Consider the following 23,014-nt stretch of genomic DNA (forward strand, 5'->3'; position numbering starts at 1 on the left):
CGCACTTACGACGAGCCCTCTCGATCCGGGTGCATGGAAGCGTAGGAACTCCCATCCTCCCAGGCCGGAGGGCATCGTCATGTCCGGGACACCTTCACCGCCGAATGCCGAGCGGTGGATTCAGGCTCAGTGATCGACGTCTCGCTCCATCGCAGGCCAACCTGCTCGCACGCGGTCATGTGCCGAACGGCTTCGATTCGAGCCGACCGGAAGGCGTCATCCACCGCCGTCATGGACTCATCCTCCTACGTGAATTCGGACAAGATTATAGACTTGTGAGTCCTCGTCTGCGGGCGTGGCCGATGGGTTGCGCAGTTCCGCAATCTGACGGGTCGCATCGACATACCCCCGACCTCGGCGTCGGCGGTCAGATGCTCCTAATTGCGGCCATGCTCCGGATTTTGCGCAGCTTGAACAAGTTGTTGGGTATGCCAATGCGAGGCCCATTCCTGTGCTGCACTCGCGTATTCAAGCGCCCAAGCCTCGTTGTTGGTGGCGAGGTTGGCTCGCCATTTGCCGGCGAAAACGCGAGCGAACAGGTCGATGGTGGCCGGGCGGTGGTCGTCCAGGCGGCAAACCGTGAGGTCCAGTGCTCCGCTTCGGCCGGGGTATGTCCGGCCTTCAGTAGCCAAGGGATGAGCAGCGCCATTTCGAGGAATGCGGCGCCGCGTCCGGTGAACGTCCAGTCCACCACGTGGGCGGTGTTGTCGTCGCGGAGCAGGACGTTGGCGGGGTTGAGGTCGGCGTGCAGCAGTGTGTCGCCGGCCAGCGGGGACATGTAGCAAATGGATTCCCAGCGGCGCTCGACCCGCTTGCGTTCCAGCACGTCGGGGAGCGGGTGCGTCTGCAGGCTGTCGATGATCTTTGCGAGGACGTCCAGGTCCCGTGAGCCGGGGGTGCAGTCGGCGTGCCTGGCCTGGACGTGTTCGAAGGCTAGGACGAGCCACCCGCCCGCCTCCACGGTCCAGTGGAGGCGGGGAGCGTACTCGGTGACGTGGGGGTTGATCGCGGCTTCCCAGCGCCCGGACTTCCGGGCCGTCGGTGTCCGGCGCGGTCTTGCGGGCGGCCTTGACGAACAGCCGGCCGTCCGCGGTGTGGACGGTCGCAGCGATGTCGTGCAGCGGCCACACCCGTAGCTCGGGCGTCCGAGGACCTCTCGCATCGAAGGGGTGCTCCCAGGCGCTGACCAGGGAAGCCGAGACTTGCCGATGCGGTCGCAATGGTGGAGCCATGATCACAGTGCGTGCACAATGACCGGGCGTAAACAACGTCATGCAGTGGCAGAGCGTCTACCTGCCGCTCCTCAACAGAAAGGACGGGCCATGTCCACGATCAGCTCTGGCCCTCCCGCAGAGGGCCTGCACCTCCAGGAGTGCACTCATGACCCACGACCGCACCCAGACCGGCCGTGACAGCATGACCGACCACGAGACCGAGCAGTATGCCCACGATCTGAGTGCACCGTCCGCTCGCTGACGCGGGCCGTCGGCCAACCGGGCGGCCTTGCCGGGCCGGCGACCGTCTACGGAGTGCTGGACGCCGTCCACACAGCCGCATCCAGCCTCGACCAACTCCTCCTCCAACTCGAACGCTTCCTCACGCGCCAGCACATGGAACAGCGCCTCGTCCATGACCACGGCGCGAGTCTCGACGAAGCACTCGACGTCTTCAGCCGCGCCATCCTCCACGCCCGCCACCAGGGCGCTGCATGTGGCGAAGCCGTCAATCAAGCACGAAGCGCGATCAACCACGTCCACAGCAGCGGCCTACCGCCCGGAGACAGCGCAACACCGTCGGACGCCGCCGCTGCCGAACCGGCCCCCAGGGCTGCGCTCCGACGAGCCGAGCCACGACCGAGACCTACCGAGAACGGGCGGCTACGGGCGAGATGGTTCGGCGGCTCTCGGAAGGGGGCTGGAGCGTGAAGCAGATGAGCCACGACGAGCTGCTCGCGCTCCCCACCACGGTCAGCATCGAGACAGCAGCCCGCGCCATCGGGCTCGGACGCACGCGCGCCTACCAGCTCGCCCGCCAGGGCAGTTTCCCTGCAAGGTGATCCGGATCGGGGCGAGCTACCGCGTCGTGACGGTTGACCTCCGGCGGCTGCTCGGCATCGAGCCGAGCTAGCGAGCCGTCCGACGAACGAAGGTCCGGTCCCCGTCCGGGGGCCGGACCTTACGTGTTGAGGGCGCCAGGTTCGTCACCGTGCTGATCTCCGCCAGGCACGGTCCATCAAGGTTCGCAGTTGAACCAGGATGTCGCCCAGACGTGCCAGATCCCAGTGACAAATGGGTGACAAATGATCTACAGAAGGGCGTCCAAGATCGCCCCGCAGGGCTCTGAGCTGGGGAAATAGTGGAGCGGGCGACGGGAATCGAACCCGCGTAGCCAGTTTGGAAGATTTCGGGCCGCGATCTTGAAATCAGCGAAGATGCAGGTCAGCGGCCACGACCCATGCCCCGCGAACGACCGTGGCACCCCGCTGCCGACCACCCCAACGGGCACGATCAGGGCACGGCGTTCCGGCTCCGCGCCGGGCGTCGGACTCCTCATCTAGCATGGCAGCCATGACCGAACTCCCGGTAGGTGACGATCATCAGGTGATCCGCCTCGGCGACGAGGCCGCCGTGGTCGTCCCGCTCGACGAGTACCGCCGGCTGCGTGAACTCGAACGCCGCGCGCAGCTCGCCGAGCAAGCCGACGCGGAAGAGGCCGAGGCCCTGGCCGAGTACCGCGCACAGCAGGACGCGGGGACGGTGACGGCGATCCCGCAGGACGAGGTGCGGCGCCGGTTCGGGCTCACCAACTGATGACCTACAGCGTCACATGGAGTGAACGGGCTGTCTCCTCCGGCTCCCGCTACCTCGCGGACGATGCCGAGGGCTTGGCCCAGGTCATGACCGCTACCGATCTGCTCGCCGACAACCCCCGCCCTGATGGTTCCTTCCCCTACGGGAGCGAGGATCTGCGGCGAATCCGCGTCGGCCGGTACCGCGTCCTCTACGAGATCTATCCGGAAGACCAAGCCATCATGGTTCTGCACGTCGGCCGGGTCGCCTAGCTTCCGCACTGCTGGGCCGTGCGGCGTAGCCGCTGTTCTTCCCCCACCTTCCTCCCCCCGGCCCCGACGAGACCTGCACTTAGCGGCGGACGGGTTCTGTCAAGGGTGGCGAAGCCATCACGAAGTGACGCCCGAAGGGCGCCCTTGACGGGTTCCGGCCGCCGCCATCCTCGACGGCTCGGGGTCGGGGGAGCCCCGCACCCTTCCAGCTCAACCGGCGGCACACCTCAGCCCACTTGGCGGTGACGCGTGATGAAGATAGGGATGCCCCATGGGCTTGCACCGCAGGCATGAGGACTACATAGCCGTCCGTGCATGGGAGACGCGCATGGCGGCGCTGTTGCGTCTGGTGGCGGATCGGCTGACTGATGACCAACTCCGTTGGAGCACGGAGTTCCTTGCGCATGCTGAGTACGGCTTGGCGATCGAATCGGTTGCGGATTGGCTGGCGGAGGAAGACCGGTCCCTCACTGCGGCTGAGCGGGCAGAGATGACGGCTTTGGCGGGTGAGCTGGGTGCCGATGTACTTGCCCGCGTCGAGCGGAGCCTTGGCCATTGCCCGTAGCGGCGGCGCGACCCCGCAGAGGCCGGATGGGGCGGGGACGGCGGATGCGTCGCGATGCGCGGCCCGGTGCGGCCGCCCGGTGACCGGCGCCCACGCCGCACGCTCCGGGCGGCCAGGCGCGGGGCCGCGCAGCGGCCTGAGCGCCGCCGCCCCTTGACCTGGACGCGTGCGTCGTTCGGGTGGCGGGGTCGCTGGCCGAGTTGGACGGCGGCAGGCTCCTGGAGGACACGCCCGAGTCCCGGGCCGGTCGGCGCGTGGTGTCAATTCCGCCGGAGATCGTTCCGGACCTGCAAGCGCACCTGGACGAGTTCGCCGAGGACGGTCCGGACGGCCGGGTGTTCGTCGGTCCCCGTGGCGGTCCGCTGCGGCGTTCGGGCTTCCGGCGCATCTGGAACAAGGTGCGGGCGGACGTCGGCCTTCCCGATCTCCACTTCCACGATCTTCGCCATGTCGGCAACACCCTGGCGGCCACCACGGGCGCGAGCCTCAAAGAGCTGATGTCGCGCATGGGGCACGCGTCGTCCAGGGCGGCGCTGATCTACCAGCACGCCAGCCAGGATCGGGACAAGGCGATCGCGGCGGCGCTCGGGGAGGCGTTCAAGGTCGCTCGGGCCAGTGACAAGGGTGACAAGGGCACGCTGAAACGATCGGGCACGCAACGGGCACGGAAGCCGAAGAGATCTTGAGAAAGAACAAGGCCCAGGTGGGGAAACAGGGTTCCTGCCTGGGCCTTCTCAGTGGGAGCGGGCGACGGGAATCGAACCCGCGTAGCCAGTTTGGAAGACTGGGGCTCTACCATTGAGCTACGCCCGCGAGGGGGCTGAGCCCTCGATCGTCAACGGTAGCGTACCGGGTGTCGGGGAGCGAACGGGTCCGCGGTCGGGATGCCGGGTTGAGCGCGGCGGACGGGCCTGATCGGCATTAGACTTCACGGGTCGCCGGGGACGGCGGCGCAGCGCGGGCTGTAGCGCAGTTTGGTAGCGCACTGGCTTTGGGTGCCAGGGGTCGTGGGTTCGAATCCCGCCAGCCCGACCGATGGGGCGCGAGGCGTCCGGTGGCGGATGAGACCGGTGGGTGACAGTTGGCTGCCGGAGCCTGTCGGCACGCAGGGTGATTGCTGTACTACTGGCGGCGACCGGGTCCTCGTTCCGAGCCTAGGAGCCCCCTTGGAGCACACGGTTCTCATCGCGGCGGGCGAGCGGGCCGACGCCGACTCCGTGGCCGCCGAGCAGTTGCGGGACGTGCGCGGGGAGATGGAGCGGCACGGGCTGCGGGTGCGGTGGACGCACCGCACCGAGGACGCGCTCGCGGTGCTGCGGTCGGACGCGACGCTCGCGGCCGTCCTGGCGGAGTGGGCGGTGCCGGACGCCGGCCGGGTGCTCGGCGGGATCACCGGACGATTCCACGGGCTGCCGGTGTTCCTGATGTTACGCGACGGGGGCGTCCGGGACGTGCCCCTGTGGGTGTACGAGGTGATCTGCGGGCTGGTGTACCCGCTGGAGGACACGCCCGCGTTCATCGCGGGGAGGATCGGCCGGGCCGCGCAGGAGCACGCGGAGGGCCGGCTGCCCCCGTTCTTCGCGGCGCTGCGCCGCTTCGACGAGGACCACCGGTACTCGTGGCACACGCCGGCGCACGCGGGCGGCGTCGCGTTCCTCAAGACGGGGGTGGGGCGGGCGTTCTTCGACTACTTCGGCGAGCATCTACTGCGCACCGACCTGTCGATCTCCGTGACGGACCTGGGGTCGCCGCTGGAGCACACCGGTCCGATCGGGGACGCCGAGCGCAACGCCGCCCGGGTCTTCGGGGCCGAGCGGACGTTCTTCGTGGTGAACGGCAACTCGACCGCCAACCGCATCGTCGGGCACCACGCGATCGCCCGCGAAGAGCTGGTGCTGGTCGACCGGAACTGCCACAAGTCGATCCAGCACGCGTTGACGATCAGCGGCGCCCGGCCGGTGTACCTGGTGCCGGAGCGCAACGGGCTGGGGCTGGCTGGGCCGGTCCCGCCGGGGGCGCTGCGGCGGAGCGCGGTCCGGGAGCGGCTCGCCGGGCATGCGCTCGCCGGGGGCGCGGCCGCACCGGAGCCGTCGTACGCGGTGATCACGAATTCGACGTACGACGGGCTGTGCTACGACGCGGTGCGGGTGGCGGGGCTGCTGGGCGAGAGCGTCCCGCGCGTCCATTTCGACGAGGCGTGGTTCGCGTACGCGCGGTTCAACCGGCTGTACGAGCGCCGGTACGGGATGGCGGTGGACGAGGGGGCGGGGCCGGGACGTCCCACGGTGTTCGCGACCCAGTCCACGCACAAGCTGCTGGCGGCCCTGTCGCAGTCGTCGATGCTGCACGTCCGGTCGTCGGAGCGGGCGCCGGTGGACTACGACCGGTTCAACGAGACCTACCTGATGCACGCCTCGACGTCGCCGCTCTATCCGATGATCGCGTCGCTGGACGTGGCGGCGGCGATGATGGACGGGCCGTCCGGGCCGTTCCTCACCGGCGAGGCGATCGTGGAGGCGGTGCGGTTCCGGCAGGCGATGGTGCGGGTGGCCGCGCAGATCCGGTCGGACGACGCGCGCCCGCCGTGGTTCTTCGGCGTGTGGCAGCCGCCGGCCGTGACGGATCCGCGCACCGGCGCGACCGTGCCGTTCAAGGACGCCGACCCGGAGCTGCTATGCACCGAGCCGGCCTGCTGGACGCTCGAGCCGGGCGCGTCCTGGCACGGGTTCGACGGCCTCGACGACGGCTACTGCCTGCTGGACCCGATCAAGGTGACGATCACCTGCCCGGGCGCCGACGCGGCGGGCGGGCCGGCCCGCTGGGGCGTCCCCGCGCCGGTCGTGGCCGCGTACCTGCGGCGGCGCGGGATCGTGGTGGAGAAGACCGGCGACTACACGCTGCTCGTGCTGTTCTCGATCGGCATCACGAAGGGCAAGTGGGGGACGCTGATCGACGCCCTCGTCGACTTCAAGAAAGCCTACGACGAGGACGTGGCGCTGCGGGAGATGGTGCCCGGCTTCGGGCCCGAGGGCGTCAGCCTGCGCCGGTACTGCGAGCAGGCCCATCTGCGGCTGAGCGGGTCGGATCTCGGGACGCTGCTCGACCGGGTGTTCACCGACCTGCCGGAGCCCGCCCTGACGCCCGGCGACTGCTACCAGCGCCTCATCCGCTCCGGGACCGAGCGGGTGCCGCTGGAGCGGCTGGCCGGACGGATCTGCGCCGCCACGGTCGTCGTGACCCCGCCCGGGATCCCCATGCTGATGCCGGGCGAGGCCACCGGCCCCGACGACGGGCCGGTGATGACGTACCTGCGGGCGCTGGAGGAGTTCGACCGCGCCTTCCCGGACATCGCCACCGACATCCACGGCGCCCACCGGGACGGCGACGGCCGCTACTGGATCGAGTGCGTCCGCCGGGAGGACGGCGCGGGCCCCGCCGGACCCGCTTCCGAGTGAGCCCGTCTTCCGTTCGGGCCGCCCGCCCGTCGACCGTCAGGCGGGCACGATGTTGTGGTTCATGCGGAACAGGTTGCGCGGGTCGTAGCGCTCCTTGATGACGGCGAGACGGTCGTATCGTTCAGGGCCGTATATCGCGCGCAGGGCTTGCGGAGTGGCGCCTTCCCACGCGCCGAGGAGATTGGGCATTCGCTCGTCCAGCGTCCAGGGGGCGAGCGCGCCGGCCAGGGTGTCCAGTTGCTCTTGGAAGAGCGCGCTCCTGCTCGCGTCGCCCCCGCCGATGCCCAGCACCGACCATCCCGCGTCCCGGCCGGGAACCGCGTTGGGGGTCGCCGGTGGCGCTTCCATGGCCGCGCCGAGGCGGCGCACCTCGACGAGGCTCAGTTCGCTCTGCGCATCGGGACCCACCACGGCGAGGAGGGCTTCGGCCGCCGCGGCCGGAAAGTGCCGCAGCATCGCCGACCGCTCGACCCATGGGAAGGGGCCGGGCGGGTCCGGGAACAGCGAGACGGCCTCGCGGTAGGGCGCCTCGGCGGCCGTTTCCAGGAGCGCCGGCGCGAGCCGGCGCATCGGTCCGAAGGCGCGTTCGGCCTCGTTCGGCGGTCCGAGTGAGGTGAACCGCAGGTGCATCACGAACCGTCCGCGGACGGGATCCGGCATCGCGGGCAGAGCGCGCTGGAAGGCGACGGAGGAGCTCATTTCCGGAGGAAGGTCGCTCGCCCAGTCCCGCCAGGCGTGCAGGACCCTCGCCATGTGCTCGCCCGCGAAGAAGAGGCCGGCGCCGTAGAACCGCCGGACCGGGAAGAGCGCCGGCTCCAGGGCGGTGACCGCGCCGAAGTTGCCCGTCCCGCCGAGCAGCGCCCAGAACAGGTCCGGTTCCGAGGACGCGGTGGTCCGGCGCGCCTCGCCGTCCGCGGTGACGACCTCGATCGCCCGTACGTGGTCGGCGGCGTATCCGTGCAGACGGCCCATGATCGGGCCGGCTCCGCCGCCGAGGTGGTAGCCGACGACGCCGACGCTGGACGAGCCCCCGCTGATCGGTGCGAGGCCGTGGGCGCCGGCCGCGTCGAGGGTGCCGCGCCAGCGGGCTCCGCCCTCGACCCGCGCGACCCTCCGTCCGGGGTCGACGCGGGCGGCGCCCATCCGCGACATGTTGATCAGCACCGCGCCTTCGGCGGAGCGGGCCATCTGGTGGCCGGTGGCGAGGACGGCCACCGGCAGCTCCCGCTCGGCGGCGAACCGCACCGCGGTCTGGACGTCGCCCGCGTCCACCGCGCCGATCGCGACCGCCGGACGTACCGGGGTCAGCAGGTTGAAGGTGGCGCACTCCGCCATGTAGCCGGCTTCGCCGGGCAACGACACGGGGCCGCCGATCCGTTCCGCGAGGTTCGCGATGTCGGCCCTGTCGAGCGAAGCCGGGCGCACCGGTTCGGAGTCAGAGGAGGCCATCTCGTTCCGCCTTCCGTTCCTTCTCCCGTGCGCAGCCGCCACCGTCAGGGAGACCCTGCCCCGTGCGGGCCCCGCGACACGGAAGCGTTGCCGGGGCCGGCGGCGCCGGTCCGCCCGTCGTCGGCGTGCGCGGGCGGCACGCGCTGCGGTCGCCGTGGCGCCCCTGACTATGGCGTGCCCGCCATGCGCCGGCGGGTGCGCTCGGGGGCGGTCGCCGGCAGGCTCGCGAGGACGTCGGCGAGCGACGTGGCGGCGAGGCTGGACCGCCAGGCCTCGTGCGCCTCGGCCATCTTCGCGGCGAGGACGCAGGTCTCCCGGCAGTCCTCGGGGCGCAGCGCCCCGCGGCCCTGCTGCCGGATCTCGCGGCACTCGTAGGGCGACGCCGCGCCGTCGACCGCCTCGACGATCTGCAGCAGCGTGATCTCGGCGGCGGAACGGCCCAGCCGGAAGCCGCCCCGGGGGCCCGTGGTCGCCGCGAGGACGCCGCCGCGCACCAGCGCCTGGAGCTGCTTGGCCAGGTAGGGCGTCGGGAGGTCGTAGTACTGCGCGAGTTGGGCCGCCGACGCGGTGGCGCCCGGTTCGAGCTGAGCCAGGGTCGTGGCGCAGTGCAGGAGCCATTCGGTGCTCACGGGCAGCTTCATGGCGCCGATCCTATTCGGAGATATTGCGGATCCATATAGTCCGAGATAGGGTCGTGCCCGGTCCACGGACAAGGAGAGATCATCATGCGGATCGCCGTAGCGGGCGCGACCGGGAACATCGGAGCGCTCACCGTCGCCGCGCTGGAGAAGGCCGGGCACGGCGTCGTGCGCATCAGCCGCTCGCTCGGCGTCGACCTCGTCGCCGGTGGCGGCCTCGACGAGGCGCTGACCGGCGTCGACGCCGTCGTCGACGCCACGAACTCGACGGCCGCCGACCCGGCGGAGACGGTCGCCTTCTTCGGCGCCGCCACCGGGAACCTGCTCGCCGCCGAGGAGCGCACCGGCGTCCGCCACCACGTCCTGCTGTCGATCGCCGGGGTCGACCGCGTCGAGGGCAACGCGCACTACGCCGGCAAGCGGGAGCAGGAGCGGCTGGTCACCGCGGGGCCGGTGCCGTGGTCGATCGTCCCGGCCACCCAGTTCCACGACTTCGCCGCGATGATCGCGGGCTGGACCGAGCAGGACGGCGTGGCCGCGATCCCGCCGCTGCTCGTCCAGCCGGTCGCGCCCGCGGACGTCGCCGACGTCCTCGCCGAGGTCGCCGCGGGCACCCCGCAGGGCCGCTGCCCCGACCTCGCCGGGCCGGAAACGCAGGACCTGGTGGACATGGCCCGCCGCACCAACGAGGCCCGCGGCCGCGCCGTGAAGCTCGTCCCGACCTGGGCGGGGCTGTTCGGCCCGGAGATGGCGGGCAACGCGCTTCTGCCCGGCGAGGGCGCCCGCATCGCGCCGACCACGTTCGACGAGTGGCTCGCGACGGTGTGAGCGACGCGGGCGCGGCGCGTCACTTCGAGTCGACCCGTCCCAGCGGGTCGTCGCCGTCCAGCAGCGCCTCGCGCGCCGCCGCCCAGCCGGAATCGTCCAGGCCGAGCGCGTGGCGGAGGTAGGCCAGGGTGAGCCGCTGGACGAGGGCGAGCCGCTCCGGGTGCTCGTCCGTGGTCTCCCTGGCCTCGTAGCCGGGGATCCCGCCGAGCGAGTGCTCCCCGCCGAACACCGTGAGCAGGCTCTTGCCGCCGGGGCTCAGGTGGTACGGGTCGGCCGTCCAGTCCGGTCCGCGGACGGTCAGCGGGAGGTCGTCCCGGTCCCCCCAGACCACGAGGGCGGGCGTGGTCATGTGCGCGAAGTCCGGGTTCATGAACGGGTAGTGCTCGGCGGCGAACGGGGTCAGGTCGGCCCCGCCGCGTCCGGCCGTGGCGAGCAGGACGCCCGCCTTGACCCGCGGGTCGGAGAGGTCCTCCTGTGCGCCGGTCACGGGGTCGATGACGCGCAGGCCCAGCAGGTTGCCCGCCGTCTGGCCGCCGAAGGAGTGCCCGGCGGCGGCGATGCGGCCGCGGTCGAGCCGCCCGGCGAGCCCGGGAAGGGCGGCCTCCAGGAGGTCGAGGTGGTCGAGGACGCGCTTCAGGTCGTCGACGCGCAGGCGCCAGATCCTCGGCGTCCGGGGGTCGTCCTCGGGGAGGCCGACCGTCCTGGAGTCGAGGTGGGTGGGCTGGACCACCGCGAAGCCGCCGGCGGCCCAGTAGTCGGTCAGGGGGCCGTAGCCGTCCAGCGACGAGCCGAAGCCGTGCGAGAACACGATGATCGGCAGATCGGTCCCGGTCGCCGGCGCGGAGACGCGCACGCGCAGGTCCTCGCCGCGGCCCGGCGCCGGGAGCACCACCGGCTTCACCGAGACGACGGGGACGGCGGAATCGCGGGGCGGCGTCGCTGTCGCAGTCATGGGAGTTCCTTTTCACCCTCTTCAGCGGTGGGGGCTTCGCGGGCTACGCTAAAAGCTGACGTTGACGTCAGAGGCAAGTGGCGTGGCCGGAGTCACACCGGAGGGCATGATGCGGATCGGCGAGCTCGCCGCCAGGACGGGCGTGAGCGTCCGCGCCCTGCGGTACTACGAGGAGCAGGACCTGCTCGCCGCGGAGCGCAGCCCCAGCGGGCAGCGGCACTACACGGACGCCGCGGTCGACCGCGTGGCGCTGATCCAGCAGCTGTACGCCGCGGGCCTGTCGAGCCGGTCGATCCTCGACCTGCTGCCCTGCGTGGTGGACGGCGAGGCCACGCCGGAACTCCTCGACCGGCTCGCCGCGGAGCGCGACCGCATCGACCGGCGGATCAGCGACCTGTCCGGCACCCGGGACCGGCTCGACACGGTCATCTCCGCCGCCACCGCCAACCTGCGCACCGGCGCCCACTGCCGCCCCGGCCACCCGGCCTGACGCCCGTCTACAACGCCCAGGTCGCGATCCGGGAGGCGATCGTGGCGTACGCGTCCGCCGCCGGGACGATCGACCCGAAGACGTTCCACGTGGAGAACTGGAAACTGGTCCGCGACGGCACGCCCGTCTTCTAGGTGCGGTCGCGCGCGGTGCGTGGGACGCTGGTGCCGTGACCTCGGAAGGCAGGACGGACGGCGCTCAGCGGCCCATGGGCCGGCCGCGCGCGACCTCGCCCGCCGTCCTGGAGCGGCTGGCGTTCGAGCTGTTCGCCCGCAAGGGGTTCGACGAGACGACCGTCGACGACATCGCGGCGGCGGCGGGGATCGCGCGGCGGACGTTCTTCCGCTACTTCTCGTCCAAGAACGACCTGGTGTGGGGTGATTTCGAGGGGCAGCTGCGCAGGCTGCGGGCGCTGCTCGACGAGGCGGACCCGCACGCCCCGATGATGGACGCGGTGCGCCGCGCGGTGGTCGAGTTCAACCGGTTCGACCCGCAGGACGTGCCGTGGCACCGGCAGCGGATGCAGCTGATCCTCGGGGTGCCGACCCTGCAGGCGGACGCGACGCTGCGGTACGCGTCGTGGCGGTCGGTGATCACCGCGTTCGTGGCGGAGCGCACCGGCGCGCCGGTGTCGGCGCTGGTGCCGCGGCTCGCCGGGAACGTCGTGCTGTCCGCGTGCGTCTCGGCGTACGAGTACTGGCTGGCGTCGGGCGAGGAGACGGTGCTGGGCGACGTGCTCGACGAGGCGTTGCGGCAGGTGAGCGCGGGGCTTTCGGCGATCCTGGACGGCGCCGGCTCGGTGCCGGCGTAGCCCTCGCGGCGCGGCGGGCGGTCAGCCGCCGGCGCGGACGGCTCGGGCGATCACCTCGCCGATGAGGACGGCCGTGGCGGCGGGCCCGCGCAGCGGCGCGTCCGGGAGGATCGAGGTGTCGGCGACGCGGAGCCCGGTCAGGCCGTGCACGCGGCCGTGGCCGTCGACGGCGGCGCCCATCGGCACGGTCCCGCAGGTGTGCTGGGACGTGCCGAGCCGGGCGAGGATCCACGCGTCGAGCAGGGCGTCGTCGTCGAGCGGTCCGGGCGCGGGTTCGGCCGGGCCGGCGGAGATGTCGCCGAGCGCGCCGATCACGGCGGCGGCGGCGCGCACCGCCTCGCGCATCCGGCTCCGGTCGGCGTCCGTCTCCAGGTAGCCGTAGGCGATCCGCGGCGGGACGTCGGGGTCGGCGGAGACGGTGCGGAGCGTCCCGGCCGTGCGGGGCGAGAGCACCGACACGAGGAATGCCAGGGGCGCGCCGGGAACGGCCGCCTCCCCGCCGACCAGGCCCATGATCGGAACGAGGGACTGGAGGATCTCCAGGTCGCCCGCCGCGGGGCCGCCGGAGGACGGCAGGTGCAGGGCGCCGCCGAGCCAGCCGCCGGACGGCGGCGGCAGCGGGCGCCGCGGGGTCCACTCCACGGTGACCTGGGGGTGGTCGCTGAGCGCGGCGCCCACGGCGGGCAGGTCGTGGACGGCGGGGATGCCGTGCGCGGCGAGGTCGTCGGCGGGGCCGATGCCGGACAGGTGCAGCAGGTGGGGGGTGGAGAGCGAGCCCGCGCACAGGATGATCTCCCCGGCGTCGAGCACCGTGCGCCGACCGCCGCGGTCGAGCACGACGCCCGTCGCCCGGCCGCGCCGCAGCACGACGGACCGCACCGCGCAGTCGCCGAGGACGGTGAGGTTGGGGCGGCGGGCCGCCTCGCCGAACAGGTAGGCGATCCCGGTGTTGACCCGCCGCCCGCCGGCGGTGTTCGACGGCACCGGCCCGAAGCCGGGCGCGGCCTGGGCGTTCTTGTCGGGGTCGTCCGGGCGGCCGAGGGAGCGGGCGGCGTCCCGGAACGCGGCGGCGGCGGGGTGGCTCAGGTCGGTGCGGCGGACCGGGACGGGGCCGTCGCCGCCGTGCAGGGCGGTGGCGCCGAAGTCGAGGTCGGTCTCCAGCGCCCGCATGAGCGGAAGCACCCGGTCGTAGGACCACAGGTCGCCGTGAACGGACCAGCGGTCGAAGTCGTCGCGCCGCGCCCGGATGAAGTAGCCGCCGTTGACGGTGGTGGACCCGCCGAGGAACCGTCCGCGCGCCGCCGCGTAGGGCAGGCCGGGGGCGAGCAGGGCCGGGTACGTCCGGACGGCGGCGTGCCCCGGTTGCGCGCCGGGGACGAGGCGGGCGTCCAGCAGGCCGCGCGGGAAGTCCGCCGGCGTGCCGGGCGCCGGTCCGGCCTCGGCGAGCAGCACCTCGCAGCCGGGGTCCTCGCTGAGCCGGGCCGCGAGGACGGCCCCGCTGCCGCCCGCTCCCACCACGAGGACGTCGGGCCGGCGCGGAACGGGCGCGCTCATCGCTGGTTCCGGCGGATCATGGGGAGTGGACCTTCCTTTATGGCACTCGATGCATTTAATATCCGTCCAGGACCGATGGTACGAGCCGCGCCGCGCACCGGGGCGGCCGGGCCGTCGCACGCCGCATGAAGGAGGACCCATGGAGAGCAACGCTCCGCAGAACGAGGCCGCCGAGGCCGACGACCGCGTCCAGGACGCCGACGTCGCCGAGTCGCTGATCGAGGAGGTCTCGATCGACGGCATGTGCGGCGTCTACTAGGCCGCACGCCATGCCTCGGCCCGTGCCGGACCTCGACCTCGACCGCGCCTGGGACCTGCACCCGCAGGTCTCGGTGCGGCCCGAGCCCTTCGGCGCGCTCCTCTACCACTTCGGGACGCGCAAGCTGTCGTTCCTGAAGGACCGCCGGCTGCTGGAGGTCGTGCGGTCCCTCGGGGAGGCGCCCACCGCCCGGGAGGCGTGCACCCGCGCCGGCGTGCCCGCGGCGGACCTGCCGAGGTTCGGCGCGGCGCTCGGCGCGCTCGCCGGCTCCTCCATGCTCGTGGAAAGGACCCCATGACCACCACGACGACCCGGCCCGGGACGCGGCTGGTCGACCTGTTCGAGTACGGGCTCGACGCGCCGATCTGCCTGACCTGGGAGCTCACCTACGCCTGCAACCTGTCGTGCGCGCACTGCCTGTCCAGCTCCGGGCGGCGCGACCCGCGCGAGCTGAGCACCGCCGAGTGCAAGGCCGTCATCGACGAGCTGGAGGCCATGCAGGTCTTCTACGTCAACATCGGCGGCGGCGAGCCGACCGTGCGGCCCGACTTCTGGGAGCTGCTGGACTACGCCACCGCCCACCACGTGGGCGTGAAGTTCTCCACCAACGGCGTCCGGATCACCCCTGAGGTCGCCGAGCGGCTTGCCGCCAACGACTACGTCGACGTGCAGATCTCGCTGGACGGCGCGACGCCCGAGGTCAACGACGCCGTCCGCGGCCCCGGCTCCTACGACACCGCCCTGCGCGCGATGCGGAACCTGCGCGACGCGGGGATGAAGAACTTCAAGCTGTCGGTGGTGTGCACCCGGCACAACATCCCGCAGATGGACGCGTTCAAGGCGATCGCCGACGAGTACGGCGCGCAGCTGCGGCTGACGCGGCTGCGCCCATCCGGCCGGGGCGCGGACGTGTGGGACGAGCTGCACCCGCGCCAGGAGCAGCAGCGCGAGCTGTACGACTGGCTGGTGGCGCACGGCGACAGCGTCCTGACCGGCGACTCGTTCTTCCACCTGTCCGCCTACGGCGAGGCGCTGCCGGGCCTGAACCTGTGCGGCGCCGGACGCGTCGTCTGCCTCATCGACCCGGTCGGCGACGTGTACGCCTGCCCGTTCGCGATCCACGACGAGTTCCTCGCGGGCAGCATCCGGCAGCCCGGCGGGTTCACCCGCGTCTGGCGCGAGTCGGAGCTGTTCCAGGGCCTGCGCGAGCCGCAGACCGGCGGGGCGTGCGCGTCCTGCGGCTTCTACGACACGTGCAAGGGCGGCTGCATGGCCGCCAAGTTCTTCACCGGCCTGCCGCTGGACGGCCCGGACCCCGAATGCGTGCGGGGGCACGGCGAGGAGCTGCTCGCGCGGCGTCCCGAGGACCGGGCCGGGATCCCGAAGCCGTCCGCCGACCACTCGCACCGCACCTCCCCGCCGCGCCGCCGGCCCGTCCCGGTCACGCTGATGACCAGCCGCCCGGAGCGCCCGCCGGTGAGCGCCTGCGAGGAGAACCCGCTGGCCGGGCTGCGGCTGACCTAGCGGCCGCGGCACCCGAGCGGTCCGCCCATCCATCCCTGGAGACATCGAGATGTTCAAGAACCCGTGGTTCGAGACCGTGGCCGAGGCGCAGCGCCGGGCCAAGCGGCGGTTGCCGCACATGGTCTACGGGGCGCTGGTCGCGGGCTCGGAGCGCGGCCGGACGATCGACGCCAACATGAAGGCGTTCGGCGACCTCGGCTTCGCGCCCCGCGTCGTCGGGCACAAGGCGGAGCGCGACCTTGCCACCACCGTGATGGGCGTGGAGACGTCCATGCCCGTGCTCATCTCCCCCACCGGCGTGCAGGCCGTGCATCCGGACGGGGAGGTGGCGGTGGCGCGCGCCGCCGCGAACCGGGGCGTCATCATGGGGCTCAGCTCGTTCGCGAGCAAGCCCGTCGAGGAGGTCGCGGAGGCCAACCCGAACGTCTTCTTCCAGATGTACTGGAGCGGCGACCGGGACGCGATGGTCCAGCGCCTCGACCGCGCGAAGAAGGCGGGCGCGAAGGCGCTGATCGCCACACTCGACTGGTCGTTCTCCAACGGCCGGGACTGGGGCAGCCCCATGATCCCGGAGAGGATCGACTTCAGGACGGCGGTGAAGCTCGCGCCGGGCGTGCTGCCGCATCCGGGCTGGCTGTGGAAGTTCGCCAAGGAGGGCCGGATCCCCGACCTCACCACCCCGAACCTCAAGCCGCCGAACGGCCCCGCGCCGACGTTCTTCGGCGCGTACGGAGAGTGGATGCAGACGCCGCCTCCCACCTGGGAGGACGTCGCGTGGCTGCGGGAGGAGTGGGGCGGACCGTTCCTGCTCAAGGGCGTCACCCGCGTCGACGACGCCAAGCGCGCGGTGGACGCCGGGGTGACGGCGCTGTCGGTGTCCAACCACGGCGGCAACAACCTCGACACCACGCCCGCCACGATCCGGGTGCTGCCGTCGATCGCCGAGGCGGTCGGCGACCAGATCGAGGTGCTGCTGGACGGCGGCGTGCGGCGCGGCGGCGACGTCGCGAAGGCCCTCGCGCTCGGCGCCCGCGCCGTGCTGATCGGCCGCGCCTACCTGTGGGGCCTGGCCGCCAACGGGCAGGCCGGGGTGGAGAACGTGCTGGACATCATGCGCGGCGGCCTCGACTCCGCCGTCCTCGGGCTCGGCCACGCCTCCGTCCACGAACTGAACCCCGACGACCTCGTCATCCCGCCCGGCTTCGCGCTGGCGCTGGGCGGCGGCGGTTCGGCCGGCTGACGTGCCCGCCGCCGGGAACCTGGCCGCGGCCGCCTGGACGGACGTCGGGGCGGCGCCGCTCGTCCTGGTTCCGGTCGGGTCGTGCGAGCAGCACGGCCCGCACCTGCCGCTGTCGACCGACACGGTGATCGCCGAGGCGGTCGCCGCGCGCGCGGCGGACGCCCTGCGCCCGGACGCCGGAGGGCAGGTGCTCGTCGCACCCGCGATCGCGTTCGGGGCGAGCGGCGAGCACGCGGGCTTCCCCGGGACGGTCTCGATCGGGCACGAGGCGCTGACGGCCGTGCTGGTGGAGACCGTCCGGTCGCTCGCCCTCTGGGCCGGACGCGTCGTCTTCGTCAATGGGCACGGCGGCAACGTCCCCGCCCTCGACGCCGCCGCGGGCCGGATGCGGGTGGAAGGGCATGACGCCGCCTGGGCCGGCTGCGGCGTGCCCGGCGGCGACGCGCACGCCGGGTTCACCGAGACGTCCGCCATGCTGCATCTGGCGCCGGACCTGGTGCGGCCGTTCGGCGCCGTCACCGGCGAGACCCGCCCGCTCGCCGCGATCATGCCGGACCTGGTCGCGGGCGGCGTCCGCGCCGTCTCGCCGTCCGGCGTGCTCGGCGACCCGGCCGGGGCGTCCGCCGAACGGGGCCGCGAGATCGTGGCGGACATGGTGGCGTCGGTCGTCCGCCGGATCGGCGGCGGCCGCGCCGACGAGCGCGGGCGGCTCCTCGACCCGGCGGTGCCCCGCTCACCGGTCCCGCGCGCATGAGCGGGCCGAACGACCGGTTCCGGCTGCCCGACGATCTCCCCGTCGCGCTCGCCCGCGACACCTCGCTCTGGTCGGGCGGGCGCGTGGCCACCGGCGGCGCGCCCTGGAAGATGGTGCGGCTGGCGGAGGCGACGCTCCCTCACGTCGCGGCGCTGCGCCGGGCGGGCCGGGCGGGCCTCGCCGACCCCTCCCCGGTCGGGCGGGCGCTGGCGGCCCGGCTCCTCGACCTCGGCATGGCCGACCCGCTCCCCGCCCCGCGTCCCGGACCGCACGACGTGACCGTCGTGATCCCCGCCTACGAGCGTGCCGACGAGCTGGCGCGGTCGCTGGAGGCCGTCGGCGACGTCCCCGTGATCGTCGTGGACGACGGGTCGCCCGACCCCGAGCCGCTGCGGCGGGTCGCGGAGGCGCACGGTGCGCGGCTCGTCCGGCACGCCCGCAACCGGGGCCCCGCGGCGGCCCGCAACACCGGCCTGCGCCTGGTGCGGACCCGGTTCGCCGCGCTGGTGGACTCCGACTGCCGCCCGATGGACGGCTGGCTCGACGTCCTCGTCCCGCACTTCGACGACGCGCGCGTCGCCGCCGTCGCCCCCCGGATCGTCCCGGAGTCGGACGGCACCGGGCTGCTGGCCCGCTACGAGACCGCCCGGTCGGCGCTGGACATGGGCCTGCGGCCCGCGCTGGTCCGGCCCGGTGGACGGCTCGGGTTCGTGCCGACCGCGACGCTGCTCGTGCGGGTCGCGGCGCTGCCGGACGACCCGTTCGACGAGGACCTGCGGCTCGGCGAGGACGTCGACCTCGTCTGGCGGCTGGGCGACCGGAAATGGAACGTCCGCTACGAGCCCGCCGCGCGGGTCGCGCACACACCGCGGCTGCACCCGGTGGCCTGGGCGAAGCGCCGCCACGAGTACGGCACGTCCGCCGCCGACCTGGCGCGGCGCCACCCCGGCAGGCTCGCGCCGGCCCGGCCGTCGGCGTGGAACCTCGCGGTGCTCGCGCTGCTGGCGCGGGGACGTCCGGGCATGGCAGCCGGCGTCGCGGCGGTCGCGGCGGCGCTGCTGGCCAGGCGGCTGTCGCGGCTGCCCGCCGACTGGAGCCTGGCCGCCGCCATCGTCGGGAAGGGCACCGCCGCCGACGCCGCCGCGATCGGGCACGCGCTGCGCCGCGAGTGGTGGCCGCTCGGCCTGGTCGCGCTCGCCGCGTCGCCCCACAGCCGGCTCGCCCGCGCGGCCGCCGCCGCCATGCTCGCGCCGATCGCGCTGGAGTGGCTGCGGCAGCGTCCGCCGATCGACCCCGTCCGCTACACGGCTCTGCGGCTCGCCGAAGACGTGGCCTACGGGTCCGGGGTGACGGCGGCGTCCGCCCGCGCGCGCTCGGCCGCTCCCTTGCTCCCGGACGTCCGGTTCCCCGAATCGGTGTCGTCAGCCGGCGCGCGGGCGCGCGAGGCCGCCGCACGGTGGATCGCGGCCGTCCGCCCGGCCGGCCGCGATCCGCGCTCGGGCCGTCCCGGCGTCAGCGGTTCAGCGCGCCGAGGTCGACGGGCAGCTGGGCGCCGGTGATGTACTTGCCCTCGTCGGACGCCAGGAACGCGACGATGTTCGCGATGTCCTCCGCCTCGACCATCTCGTAGGGCAGCGTCGCCATGTAGATGGGCGCGAGCAGCGGGGTCTTCTCCAGCAGCTCGCTCATCTTCCCGGCGGTCATCCCGGTCCGCACCCCGTGCGGGTGGACGGTGTTGACCCGGATGTCGTACTCGCCCAGCTCGTTCGCCAGCACCTTCGCCAGGCCCACGACACCGTGCTTGGACGAGGCGTAGTGCGCGAGGAACGGGAGCCCCTTCAGGCCCGCCACCGAGCTGGTGATGATGACCGAACCGCCCTGGCCCTGCTCGATGAGCGTCGGCACGGTGGCCTTGACCGTCTTCCACACCCCCGTGAGGTTGGTGTCGAGGACGTCCTGCCACTGCTGCTCGTCGAGCTCCCAGGTGCGGCCGTAGTTCACGATGCCGGCGTTGGCCACGACGACGTCCAGCCGGCCTAGTTGGGCGACGCCCTCGCGTACGGCCGCCTCGAGCGCGGCGAGGTCGCGCACGTCCGCCTTGCGGGCCACCACCCGGCGTCCCTGGGCCTCCACGAGCTTGGCGGTCTCGTCCAGGTCGGACTGGGTGGAGGGCTCGTAGGGGACGTAGGAGCTGGCCGACGCGACGAGGTCGACCGCGATGATGTCGGCGCCCTCGGACGCGAGCCGGACCGCCTCCGCGCGCCCCTGCCCGCGCGCCGCGCCGGTGATGAACGCGACCTTGCCTGTCAAACGCGCCATGGCTTCTTCCTCCACATGGGTCAAGACCCGGCGACGCAGGGCGGAAGGCCTTTTCGGGCGGACAACGGCTGCGCTGCCATCGGGCCGATAAGCGGTCGACAGCCATAGTGGCACTGAGTGTCAAAAGGGGCAAGGGCCGGTCGGCGGCGCATCACCGCCGGTCACGGGCCCGTCACCGGCGCGTACCTTCCCGTCGCCGGCGCGGCGCGTCAGCCGGTGAGCCGCTCCCAGTGGCGGCGGACGTCGGCCCACGGGAAGCGCGGGCCGGGGTCGATGCGGCGCCGCACCAGGACGTCCGGGTCGTCGGACGCGGGGACCATCTCCCGGTCCAGGTCGCTGTGGCGCACCAGGCGGGCGAGCGAGGGGTGGGTCTCGGTGAGGACGGTCAGCAGCTCCATGAGCGCGGCCGTCTGCTCGGGCGGGAAGTCCTCGGCGGGGACCTGCGACCGCGAATCGAAGTGGCCCGGATGGCGGCCGGTGTTGACCAGCTCGATCCCGATCGACGGGGTGTTGTGGCCCGCGGCGTGCGCGGCCACCCGGTCCAGCGGCACGAAGCGGTGGCAGCTCCCGTCGCGGTCCACGTAGAGGTGGCCGCACACGCCGGTCCCGTCGTCCGTCCCGTCCGCGCTCCGCTCGGCGTAGTCCCAGGCCTCCGCCAGCGTCGGGATCTCCGTGGCGTGCAGGACGACCGTCGTGACGGACTCCGGCGACCGCCGCTTCAGCGCCCCCCACCAGGAGACGAGCCGGTCGTCCACCGGAGGACCTGCGGGCGCGGTCATGATCCCCATGCTAATCGGCCCGGCGCCGGTCACGCGTCCGGCTCGGCCGGATCGTCCTCGTCCTCTGCCGCGGCGGAGTCGTCGTCGGCGCCGGTCAGGCGCGCTCTCAGGCGGTGCGAGACGCGCACGTCGCGGTAGGTGGTGTCGAGCTTCGCGGGGCGGGGCAGGTTCCGCCGCTCGGTGCTCGCCTCCGACTCGCCTTCCGGTTCGGCGCCCGCCCGCTCCTCGACGTCGGGCGTCTCATGGAAGACCACTTCGTCCGCCTTCACCGAGGCGCCGATCTCCACGTCCGGTTCGCGCATCGCTCCTCCTCACATCCCCGGCAGGCGCTTGAGGACGCCGCCGATCAGGTCCCGGCCCGCGCGGACGGACTTCCTGGCCAGCGCCGCCGCCAGCGCGCCCGCCGCCAGGTCGTCGGCCTTCTCCGGGACGTCCCGCGCCGCCCGCCGCTCCCGGTCGTCGCGCCGCTCCCGCCGGTCCTGCGGCTCGGGCTCGTGCCGCCGCTCGGGCTCGTCACGGCGGGGCCGCGGGCCAGGGCCGGGGCCGGGCGGCGGGGCGGGACGCGGACGTTCCAGGCCGGTCTCGCGTCCGGCGTGCGGGCGGCGGGGCGGCCTCCGGGCGTCGATCCCGTTCCGGACGCGTCCCGCGCCGCCGCCCAGCTCGCCCGCCACCGTGCCGGCGCCCAGTTCGCCCGCCGCCGCGCCGGCGCCGCGCGCCGTCCCTGCGAGGAGCTCGGGGTTCGCGTCGACCGTGTCCAGCACCCGGTCGATGATCCGCGCGACGTTGTCGAGCCGCACCTTCAGCATCGCTTGCGCCTCCACGCCCCGGAGGGTCAGGCTGACCCGGCCGAGGTCGACGTCCGCGCCGACGCCGAGATCGAGCACGTCGAGCACCGCGGCGCGCAGCGAGACGTCGGCGCGCAGCTCCTCGACCTCGATCTCGACCTCGTCGACCTTGACGACCGGGACGTCCAGCAGGACGTCGGGGTCCTCGCCGGGCGCGCCGCCTGCGGGCGGCTGGTTCATGGCTTCTCCTCGGTGCGCGTGCGGCCGTACCGGACGTCCCTTACCTGCAGAGACCGTGCGAACCCCGGGCGGCTCCCGGTTTTGCCCGGATATGGCGAGGAGATGCCGCGGCCTTCGAATTCCGGTGCGCCGGGGCCGGGCCCGTCCGCCGCCGCCCCCTGGCGGGCACCGTCGTTTATCGTGGTCTTCCGTCCGCGACGCGCCCCGTTCCACCCCTTCGCTTCGGGACGCGCGAGCTGGTGCCGTGGGTGGCCGCGCCAGGGAACTCCATGAGAAAGGCGGAGGCGTGACGCAGCGACGACCGCGGCTCCCGGCCGGCGACCCGGCGCGCGAGGACACGGCGGGCGACGATCCGGCGGGCGGCGGCACGGGCGAGGTGCCGGACGACGTCACCGCCGCCGTGGAGCGGGTGCTGAGCGCGGCGGCGCTGCTGTGGAGCCGCGCCGACCAGGGCCTGGAGCCGGCGGTGTCGCCGATCCAGCTGCGCGCGGTGGAGGCGGTCGCCCGGTTCGGCCGGCCGAACCTCGGCCGGCTCGCCGCGGAGCTCGGCGCGATCCCGTCGTCGGCGAGCCGGCTGTGCGACCGGCTGGAGGCGGCCGGCCTGGTGGTGCGGGAGAACGCGGTCGCGGACCGGCGCGAGATCATCGTCCGGCTGAGCAAGCAGGGCGAGCGGCTGTACTCGGAGCTGACCCGGCGCCGCCGCGCGGCGGTGCGCGAGGTGCTCGCGCAGCTGTCGCCCGCGTCCCGGGGGCGGCTGATCGACGCGCTCACCGAGTTCGACGTGGCCCGCGAGGGGCAGGACGCGGGCTCGGCCGAGGCGGTCGGCTCCCGGACGGCCTGAGCGCGCCGCCCGCGTCCCGCAAGGAAGCCCGGGACGGCTTCTCGACATCAAGTATTTGCCATGCGGCAAGCTTTTTGGCAGTCTTCCCCTCGGTTCCCGTCCCGGCCAGGGCGGCCCGCGGAGGGACCATGCCCCGGGTGGTCGACGGCCCGGACAACGAGATGAGGGCGCCTTGAGCAGAGCTTCCGGCTGGAGCCCGGCGACCGGCTCGTCATCGTCAGCGACAGGGTGTTCTCCGCGCGGTCCGCGCGCGGCGAGTTCGGCGCGCGGGCGCTGGAGCAGGCGACCCGCCGCAGCCGCCTGCAGGACACGGCGGACGTGCCGCTGACCATCGTGAACGAGCTGATCGAGCACCACGAGGGCGCGAACCTCGCCGACGACGCCGTGGTGGTCTGCCTGGACTGGCACCGCCCTGCCGCGCGGGCCGCCACCGGAGCCGAGTAACCTCCCGCTTACTGAGCCGAGCGGAG

26 protein-coding genes, 2 tRNA genes and 1 pseudogene are annotated in these 23,014 nt (G+C 73.3%); 18 read left to right on the forward strand and 11 right to left on the reverse strand.

Annotation, left to right across the window (positions count from 1 at the left end):
- Positions 1-367: 367 nt before the first annotated feature.
- Together F8568_RS25870 and F8568_RS25875 are read right to left on the reverse strand one after the other, a co-directional pair.
- Positions 368-961, reverse strand: coding sequence for a phosphotransferase (locus tag F8568_RS25870; RefSeq protein ID WP_160573760.1), 594 nt, complete (start codon positions 959-961; stop codon positions 368-370).
- Between the two features lie 328 nt (positions 962-1,289).
- On the reverse strand, positions 1,290-1,757 hold the full coding sequence (locus tag F8568_RS25875) for a hypothetical protein (protein ID WP_151596299.1): 468 nt from the start codon (positions 1,755-1,757) through the stop codon (positions 1,290-1,292).
- Between the two features lie 164 nt (positions 1,758-1,921).
- Here F8568_RS25875 and F8568_RS49800 point away from each other — a divergent pair, with 164 nt between their 5' ends.
- From F8568_RS49800 to F8568_RS25900, 5 genes are all read left to right on the forward strand, one after another.
- Positions 1,922-2,056 carry a hypothetical protein gene (locus F8568_RS49800; RefSeq protein WP_268896383.1) on the forward strand — a complete coding sequence of 45 codons (135 nt, stop codon included), beginning with the start codon at positions 1,922-1,924 and terminating at the stop codon, positions 2,054-2,056.
- Between the two features lie 511 nt (positions 2,057-2,567).
- Positions 2,568-2,810 carry a hypothetical protein gene (locus tag F8568_RS25885; RefSeq protein WP_202125344.1) on the forward strand — a complete coding sequence of 81 codons (243 nt, stop codon included), beginning with the start codon at positions 2,568-2,570 and terminating at the stop codon, positions 2,808-2,810.
- The gene (locus F8568_RS25890; protein WP_151596300.1) at positions 2,810-3,061 is read left to right on the forward strand and encodes a type II toxin-antitoxin system RelE family toxin; all 252 of its coding nucleotides are present in this window, start codon (positions 2,810-2,812) and stop codon (positions 3,059-3,061) included. Before F8568_RS25885 ends, F8568_RS25890 begins: the two co-directional genes overlap by 1 nt.
- 328 nt (positions 3,062-3,389) lie before the next feature.
- A complete protein-coding gene (locus F8568_RS25895; protein WP_160573761.1) occupies positions 3,390-3,626 on the forward strand; it encodes a MafI family immunity protein in 237 nt (78 codons plus the stop codon).
- Between the two features lie 179 nt (positions 3,627-3,805).
- A complete protein-coding gene (locus tag F8568_RS25900) occupies positions 3,806-4,312 on the forward strand; it encodes a tyrosine-type recombinase/integrase (protein ID WP_160573762.1) in 507 nt (168 codons plus the stop codon).
- Positions 4,313-4,368: 56 nt separating this feature from the next.
- Here F8568_RS25900 and F8568_RS25905 read toward each other — a convergent pair.
- A tRNA-Gly gene (locus tag F8568_RS25905) sits at positions 4,369-4,439 on the reverse strand.
- Positions 4,440-4,584: 145 nt separating this feature from the next.
- On the opposite strand from F8568_RS25905, the gene F8568_RS25910 reads away from it, so the two are divergent.
- A tRNA-Pro gene (locus F8568_RS25910) sits at positions 4,585-4,658 on the forward strand.
- A 134-nt stretch (positions 4,659-4,792) separates the two neighbouring features.
- On the forward strand, positions 4,793-7,081 hold the full coding sequence (locus F8568_RS25915) for an Orn/Lys/Arg family decarboxylase (RefSeq protein WP_202125345.1): 2,289 nt from the start codon (positions 4,793-4,795) through the stop codon (positions 7,079-7,081).
- 36 nt (positions 7,082-7,117) lie between these two features.
- Here the strand turns inward: F8568_RS25915 and F8568_RS25920 are convergent, their stop codons facing one another.
- Positions 7,118-8,530 (reverse strand): FAD-binding oxidoreductase, encoded by a 1,413-nt coding sequence (locus F8568_RS25920; protein WP_151596304.1) that lies wholly within the window; start codon positions 8,528-8,530, stop codon positions 7,118-7,120.
- 167 nt (positions 8,531-8,697) lie between these two features.
- Positions 8,698-9,171, reverse strand: a complete 474-nt coding sequence (locus F8568_RS25925; RefSeq protein ID WP_151596305.1) for an RrF2 family transcriptional regulator — start codon at positions 9,169-9,171, stop codon at positions 8,698-8,700.
- Positions 9,172-9,255: 84 nt separating this feature from the next.
- On the opposite strand from F8568_RS25925, the gene F8568_RS25930 reads away from it, so the two are divergent.
- Positions 9,256-9,996 carry an SDR family oxidoreductase gene (locus tag F8568_RS25930; RefSeq protein WP_151596306.1) on the forward strand — a complete coding sequence of 247 codons (741 nt, stop codon included), beginning with the start codon at positions 9,256-9,258 and terminating at the stop codon, positions 9,994-9,996.
- Between the two features lie 19 nt (positions 9,997-10,015).
- Here the strand turns inward: F8568_RS25930 and F8568_RS25935 are convergent, their stop codons facing one another.
- Entirely contained in the window at positions 10,016-10,948 is a 933-nt protein-coding gene (locus F8568_RS25935) for an alpha/beta hydrolase family protein (protein WP_151596307.1), read from the reverse strand.
- A gap of 109 nt (positions 10,949-11,057) precedes the next feature.
- Between F8568_RS25935 and F8568_RS25940 the strand changes: the two genes are divergently transcribed.
- Positions 11,058-11,438, forward strand: a complete 381-nt coding sequence (locus F8568_RS25940; protein WP_202125356.1) for a MerR family transcriptional regulator — start codon at positions 11,058-11,060, stop codon at positions 11,436-11,438.
- 169 nt (positions 11,439-11,607) lie between these two features.
- Positions 11,608-12,249, forward strand: coding sequence for a mycofactocin system transcriptional regulator (gene mftR / locus F8568_RS25945; protein ID WP_328601012.1), 642 nt, complete (start codon positions 11,608-11,610; stop codon positions 12,247-12,249).
- A 21-nt stretch (positions 12,250-12,270) separates the two neighbouring features.
- Here mftR and mftG read toward each other — a convergent pair whose 3' ends face one another.
- On the reverse strand, positions 12,271-13,803 hold the full coding sequence (mftG, locus tag F8568_RS25950; RefSeq protein ID WP_151596308.1) for a mycofactocin dehydrogenase MftG: 1,533 nt from the start codon (positions 13,801-13,803) through the stop codon (positions 12,271-12,273).
- Positions 13,804-13,942: 139 nt separating this feature from the next.
- Here mftG and mftA point away from each other — a divergent pair, with 139 nt between their 5' ends.
- The 6 genes from mftA to mftF are packed head-to-tail and all read left to right on the forward strand — an operon-like array spanning position 13,943 to position 19,139.
- Positions 13,943-14,062 (forward strand): mycofactocin precursor MftA, encoded by a 120-nt coding sequence (mftA, locus tag F8568_RS25955; RefSeq protein ID WP_151596309.1) that lies wholly within the window; start codon positions 13,943-13,945, stop codon positions 14,060-14,062.
- Between the two features lie 10 nt (positions 14,063-14,072).
- Positions 14,073-14,360: a mycofactocin biosynthesis chaperone MftB gene (mftB, locus tag F8568_RS25960; protein ID WP_151596310.1), complete on the forward strand. Its 288-nt coding sequence runs from the start codon at positions 14,073-14,075 to the stop codon at positions 14,358-14,360.
- Positions 14,357-15,586 carry a mycofactocin radical SAM maturase gene (gene mftC, locus F8568_RS25965; RefSeq protein ID WP_151596311.1) on the forward strand — a complete coding sequence of 410 codons (1,230 nt, stop codon included), beginning with the start codon at positions 14,357-14,359 and terminating at the stop codon, positions 15,584-15,586. Before mftB ends, mftC begins: the two co-directional genes overlap by 4 nt.
- 49 nt (positions 15,587-15,635) lie before the next feature.
- A complete protein-coding gene (mftD, locus tag F8568_RS25970) occupies positions 15,636-16,826 on the forward strand; it encodes a pre-mycofactocin synthase MftD (protein ID WP_151596312.1) in 1,191 nt (396 codons plus the stop codon).
- A 1-nt stretch (position 16,827) separates the two neighbouring features.
- Complete coding sequence (gene mftE, locus F8568_RS25975) at positions 16,828-17,580, forward strand: mycofactocin biosynthesis peptidyl-dipeptidase MftE (protein ID WP_328601013.1); 753 nt, start codon at positions 16,828-16,830, stop codon at positions 17,578-17,580.
- The gene (gene mftF / locus F8568_RS25980) at positions 17,577-19,139 is read left to right on the forward strand and encodes a mycofactocin biosynthesis glycosyltransferase MftF (RefSeq protein WP_151596313.1); all 1,563 of its coding nucleotides are present in this window, start codon (positions 17,577-17,579) and stop codon (positions 19,137-19,139) included. The genes mftE and mftF overlap by 4 nt, the downstream gene beginning before the upstream one ends.
- On the opposite strand, the gene F8568_RS25985 is transcribed toward mftF, so the two are convergent.
- From F8568_RS25985 to F8568_RS26000, 4 genes are all read right to left on the reverse strand, one after another.
- A complete protein-coding gene (locus F8568_RS25985) occupies positions 19,093-19,899 on the reverse strand; it encodes a mycofactocin-coupled SDR family oxidoreductase (RefSeq protein WP_151596314.1) in 807 nt (268 codons plus the stop codon). The two genes, mftF and F8568_RS25985, sit on opposite strands and share 47 nt — an antisense overlap.
- 209 nt (positions 19,900-20,108) lie before the next feature.
- Positions 20,109-20,678 (reverse strand): N-acetylmuramoyl-L-alanine amidase, encoded by a 570-nt coding sequence (locus F8568_RS25990; RefSeq protein WP_151596315.1) that lies wholly within the window; start codon positions 20,676-20,678, stop codon positions 20,109-20,111.
- A gap of 29 nt (positions 20,679-20,707) precedes the next feature.
- Complete coding sequence (locus F8568_RS25995) at positions 20,708-20,980, reverse strand: hypothetical protein (protein ID WP_202125346.1); 273 nt, start codon at positions 20,978-20,980, stop codon at positions 20,708-20,710.
- 9 nt (positions 20,981-20,989) lie between these two features.
- A complete protein-coding gene (locus tag F8568_RS26000) occupies positions 20,990-21,703 on the reverse strand; it encodes a hypothetical protein (RefSeq protein ID WP_151596316.1) in 714 nt (237 codons plus the stop codon).
- Positions 21,704-21,989: 286 nt separating this feature from the next.
- Between F8568_RS26000 and F8568_RS26005 the strand changes: the two genes are divergently transcribed.
- Positions 21,990-22,544, forward strand: a complete 555-nt coding sequence (locus tag F8568_RS26005; RefSeq protein WP_151596317.1) for a MarR family winged helix-turn-helix transcriptional regulator — start codon at positions 21,990-21,992, stop codon at positions 22,542-22,544.
- A 186-nt stretch (positions 22,545-22,730) separates the two neighbouring features.
- Positions 22,731-22,988 (forward strand): annotated as a pseudogene (locus F8568_RS26010) (SpoIIE family protein phosphatase); the annotation flags it as partial.
- Positions 22,989-23,014 lie beyond the last annotated feature (26 nt).

Source organism: Actinomadura physcomitrii (genome assembly GCF_008923205.2).
GTDB classification, from domain to species: domain Bacteria; phylum Actinomycetota; class Actinomycetes; order Streptosporangiales; family Streptosporangiaceae; genus Spirillospora; species Spirillospora physcomitrii.